General features: G+C 58.0%; 5 protein-coding genes. 3 read left to right on the plus strand and 2 right to left on the minus strand.

What is annotated here, in order from left to right; genetic code table 11:
• From GTN70_01050 to GTN70_01060, 3 genes are all read left to right on the plus strand, one after another.
• Positions 1-1,079: hypothetical protein (locus GTN70_01050; GenBank protein ID NIO15584.1), on the plus strand; the 1,079-nt coding region annotated here is incomplete at its 5' end.
• 206 nt (positions 1,080-1,285) lie between these two features.
• On the plus strand, positions 1,286-2,806 hold the full coding sequence (locus tag GTN70_01055) for a hypothetical protein (GenBank protein ID NIO15585.1): 1,521 nt from the start codon (positions 1,286-1,288) through the stop codon (positions 2,804-2,806).
• Between the two features lie 115 nt (positions 2,807-2,921).
• Positions 2,922-3,533 (plus strand): hypothetical protein, encoded by a 612-nt coding sequence (locus GTN70_01060; GenBank protein ID NIO15586.1) that lies wholly within the window; start codon positions 2,922-2,924, stop codon positions 3,531-3,533.
• Between the two features lie 36 nt (positions 3,534-3,569).
• Here the strand turns inward: GTN70_01060 and GTN70_01065 are convergent, their stop codons facing one another.
• Both GTN70_01065 and GTN70_01070 read right to left on the minus strand, forming a co-directional pair.
• Positions 3,570-4,037 carry a DUF4136 domain-containing protein gene (locus GTN70_01065; protein ID NIO15587.1) on the minus strand — a complete coding sequence of 156 codons (468 nt, stop codon included), beginning with the start codon at positions 4,035-4,037 and terminating at the stop codon, positions 3,570-3,572.
• A gap of 249 nt (positions 4,038-4,286) precedes the next feature.
• A partial coding sequence (locus GTN70_01070; protein NIO15588.1) for a PDZ domain-containing protein occupies positions 4,287-5,084 on the minus strand: 798 nt, incomplete at its 5' end.

A 5,084-nucleotide genomic window follows, 5' to 3' on the forward strand; every position in this document is an offset into this window, starting at 1 on the left:
ACGAGGCGGAGAAACTTGCAACGCGCGACCGCAGGAGGGTTTTGCCCTCTGAGAGAATCGTCACCCGCGCCTACCATATCCTGAGGGGAAGAGTCATCGGGGCCTCGATATCGGAACTGTACGACGCCGTACCGGGGTTGACGGCAATTTTGAAGATCAAGCGGGACGGTGAGTTCATCGATGTCAGGGGCGATACGGTGATTCAGGCAGGCGACAGGGTTTCGGTGATGGGATACCTGGAGAGGATGAAAGCTGTCCCGGAAAATATCGGTCCCGAGGTAACGGACGAGGATCTCCTCGACATACCGACGGAATCGATCCGGGTTGTGGTGACCAGGAAACGGGCCGTGGGAATGACGGTGACCAGGAAGCTCATTACCGAAAAGTTCGGGTGTATCCTTGAACGGATTCAGCGGCTCGGCATAGAGGTTCCGCTGGATCCAGGCGTCAGGCTCGAGAGGAGCGACGTGCTGTTCCTCTCCGGCCCCAGATCGAATCTGGACCTTGTCGGCGAGGAAATCGGTCACGTGGAGCGCATGATCGACGAGACGGACCTTCTCACCTTCGGCCTGGGTATCGCGGCCGGAATCTTCCTGGGTCAGCTCTCCGTAACCATCGGCGGCATCGAGGTGGGTCTCGGTTCGGCGGGAGGTTTGCTCGCCTCCGGGCTGACCATTGGATTTCTCCGATCGATCCACCCCACCTTCGGCCGTGTTCCCAGCGCGGCGCGATGGGTATTCATGGAGATGGGGCTCCTCTTCTTCATGGTGGGCGTCGGCCTCAGGGCCGGTCGCGGTATCGTGGAGGCGCTGTATGCTGCTGGACCCACCCTGTTTTTGTCAGGGATGCTCGTCACGGTGACACCGGTTGTCGTCGGGTTTATCGTGGGCCGTTATGTGCTGAAAATAAACCCCGTCCTCCTCCTGGGCAGCATCACCGGCTCCATGACCAGCGGTGCTGCACTGAGCATCGTAAACAGCGAGGCGAGGAGCCAGGTCCCGGCCCTGGGATATACGGGCGCCTACGCGTTCGCCAACGTCCTGCTCACCGTTGCCGGCAGCGTCATTCTCACCATATGATGCCTTTGTCCCTATAACGGGCGGGTTGCCAGGTCCCGGCCCGCTTCCGGAGTGTAAAATCGGGTAGAAAGTTTGACGGGGAATACTATAATGTCTTTAAACCGGGCATAAAGAGGGAATGGCGGGGCAGGAAGCAACCCGTTTGTGCTCTCACTCAGGATTTCGGAAGGTAAATAATTTCCACGAAATGGAAGGGGGAGGAAACCATGGTGTACCGGATCGGATTTGCGGGGACTGACGGAAGGACGCTCCTTAGCGCGATCGAAACGTCAAAGGCGGTAAGCGAGATATATCACGAGGAGATGATGGGGGTGGTCATGAGGGGCACGCCGAGCATGCCGAAGTTTACCGAGATAATGGGGTGGCCCGTCGAATTCATCCCGACGAAGGACAACTCGGTGGAGGCCTACGGGGAGGCGATTGTAAAGGCTTTGACGAATGGAACCGTTGACTGCATCGTCCCCATGCCCGAATCGCTTCTTTTCGAAGGGTTGATCGACAGGATAACCGCAGCCGGGGGTGACCTGGCAGATCGCGTCGCCGGCCTGACCGCCGAGGGGTCGTTCATCGAGGCCGACAAGGTCCGGTGCAAGGAGTTCTGCAAAGAGAGGGGTATCCCCGTAGCCGACGAATGGAGCAGCGTGGATGCCCGCGACTACGAAGCGGTGTTGAAGGTGTGCCTGGATTATTTCGACCGCTGCGGCGGGGCGGTCCTCAAGTACCCGTACAGCGCCGAGGGGAAGGGGTCCCGGGTCATTCGAAGCCCCTGGGAGATACGGGAGGTGTACAGCACCCTGATAAACGACTACAGGGACAGGTACAGGCAAATGTTTGGAAAAAAGGAGCCGTGGCCCCTTCTCGTGGAGTCGCTCATGTCGGGAGTGGAGATCAGCTTCACCGTGCTCGTCGATGGGGTCGGCAACTTCCAGATTCTGCCAACGGCCATGGATTACCCCGAGCGTTTTGCGGGACCGGCGGGAAAGGACAATCCCATAACCGGCGGGATGGGCTCCATTTCCCCCCATCCGATCGAGACTGACGAGCTGATCGACATGGCGGCGGAAAAGATCATCAGGCCGGTCGTAGACGGCATGAGGGACATAGGTATCCTTCGGCCCTGCGTTCTCTACCCGGGATGCTTCGTCTCTCTCGGCGACGGCATGCGACCCGAAAGGATTCGGGTTTCGGAGATAAACATACGGCCCGGTGAGCCAGAATTTCAGCCCGTTGCGCGCAGGGTCAGGAATCTCGGACCCCTGATGAAGGCCATGTTCGAGGGGAAGCTCGATGAGGTAGCCCCGGAGGTAAGGGGTGACCAGATCTCCATCTGCATCGCCCTGGTTACGGGGCCGGGGGGGCCGAAGGGACAGAAAGGATATCCCTGGTCACTGACGAAAAATGAGCCCGTTCTGATCGACTACGACTATTTCAGAAAGAAGAATATCCAGATCATACCCTCCGCCATGAGCTGGGATGAGGGCGAAGGGGCGTTTAAGTCCGATGGCTCACGCGTGGCTTATCTGAATGCAAACATCACCGCGAAAGCCGATGAATCGGGGAAGGGCAGGGTGGAGGTGGCCGAGCGGCTCCAGAAAAGGCTCATGCAGGCGTTTGACAACGACAAGATTCGCGTGGTTCCCCGCGAGGACGAGGCGGGAAACCGGCTGGATTTGAGGAGAGACGTGGGTTCCCACTACCGGATAGCCGAGAGTTCTTTTCTTCGATAGCTTATCCGGTCCTGCAAGCGTGCTGATTGCCGGTAAGCAGAATCGTGCCCCTGGCCCCCACAGGAAATGGGAAAATCGGTTGCTCTGAAACCGTAGAAACCCATGTATGGTGATAATGAAACGTTTCCTGTCTGTTTTTTTATTTTCTTTTCTGATCCTTGCTCCGGGTTTTGCTTACGCACGGGGGTTCCAGATAACGCCTCACGTGGGCTACCGCTTCGGCGGCGATTTCGAGGACGAGGAGACGGGGGAAAAGATCGAGCTCGGGGACGATCCAAGCTACGGGATCACCCTCAATATCGATTACGAGGAGAACACGGAGCTCGAGTTCCTCTACAGCTATCAGGACACGGAGCTCAAACAGGAGGGCCTTTTCACCGGAGATTCTCTGCTCGGGCTCGACGTCCACTACCTCCAGGTCGGGGGCACCTACTTCTGGGACTTTGAATGGGCCCATCCATTCGTGGCGAGCACGATGGGTGTAACCCTGCTTGACCCCCACCCGGGGGGGCTCGACTCTGAAATCGCCTTCTCCTTGAGCATCGGGGGCGGCGTGAAGCTCTATGCCACCGACCGTTTCGGGCTGAGGCTCGAGGGCCGCGGTTTCGGCAGCTTCTTCGACAGCGGCGGTGCGCTGTTTTGCGGCGAAGGGGGGTGCAGGGCCATAATCAAGAGCGACGTGCTCCTGCAGTTCGAATTCAGAGCCGGTATAGTAGTCGACTTCTAGGAAATACTCGAACAATAGCCAATCGGTTGAACCTTATCATCCGGGGGGAAACTGCTCCAGGATCTTTTCCACTGCTTTCCTGATACGCTCCTCTTTTTTCCGGGGATCCACCTCTCTTCTGATCTCCGCCTGGGCCGAGCCCCGCCAGACGAGTTCATTCGATTTCCCGTCGACGATGTCCAGTATCAGTATCCCTTCCTCATATTCCCGGATCTGGACGTCCCGGTGCGCCGGGCCGGCGTACCCGCCGCGCCAGCGCCGATGGCCGTATCCGTAGTATCTGTCTACCTCCCGGACATCGAGCCTTCCCCTTATGGCGGCGTGCCAGCCCACGAGGAAGTCGGGAGCGTCCGCTTCCATCCTGTAACCCTTCGCGCTCAGGACGTCTTCGACGGCGCCCGTAACCCGGAGGGCGACGAGCTTGTTGTATACCCGGGGATCGGGTTCCCGGGGCTGGGACAGCCAGCGGTAGGTGCGGTACTCACTTATCGCCTGCACCGCCATCGGGTCTTAGTCCGTCTGGATCTTCATTCCGGAGCAGGCGGCCTGGATGATCGCAACCGTTATGCCGATGAGAATGTTGCAGTGTCTTCGAACATTCTTTCCCTTCACAAAAGCCCCCTGTTTCGTAGATACCCTGAATATTCCCTGTCCTTTAGGATGCTTCCGGCGGGCACTCCGCGTCAATATTTATCGAGACCCCGTAGTATGCACGGCGCGGTTCCGGTGGGCCGGGGCACATGGGCAAACCGGTTATGGGCTGGATTTTCCCTGCTTCTGCCTGGTGAGCCTCTTTTCTATTCTATCCAGGAGCAGCCTCTCCCGGAACGTCGAAGATTCTACCTTCTGGTAATCTGCCTTCAGGATCTTTCCCGTTTCCCGCCGGTATATCTCCTCGTCCGGCGTAAGGGGCCTGAAGAAGCCCTCCTCGTCGGAAACGATTCTCACCTGGGTTTTTCGCCCATCGAGCCGCACTACCCTTACCTTCAGGTTGTACCGGGAAAGGACCGGCGAGTAAGCGTGGCTCTCGGACAGAAGGCGGGGAGATACGTCATAGGTGAACGGTTCGTCCACCGCCACGCGCAAGACCGTAAAGGTTATCCTCGACGGCCTCTCTTTCATGATATTTGAAATTTCCGATGAGTTCGTGATCTTCCTTCCGTTTGCCTCCTGGATGATGTCGTACGGAAGGAGGCCGGCCTCGCCTGCGGGCTGACCTTTTATCACGTGGACAACGTAGACGGTATCGGGAGTAATGTTCGCAAAGAGCGCTCCAATGTCCCAGATTTTTTCCCTTGCCACGAAGAAGGATATTCTCTCTTTCCGTATGAACAGGGGCGTCGTTCCCTGGACCCAGTCGGTCATCAGGATACCCTGCTCCTTGTCGATGGTTACGATGGGGTGGTTTTCAAGCGTCCCGGTTACGGATGCCCAGGTGGTTTTAAAGTCCGCCTCGAAGGTCCTCGAGATGTTGTACCCGCGGGGACTCTTCCGGATGTAGCTGGAGCAGGAAGCGAGCGTGGCGGCCAGGATAAGAAAGACGAAAACAGG

The sequence above is a fragment of the Deltaproteobacteria bacterium genome, assembly GCA_011773515.1.
Classification (GTDB): domain Bacteria; phylum Desulfobacterota; class Deferrimicrobia; order J040; family J040; genus WVXK01.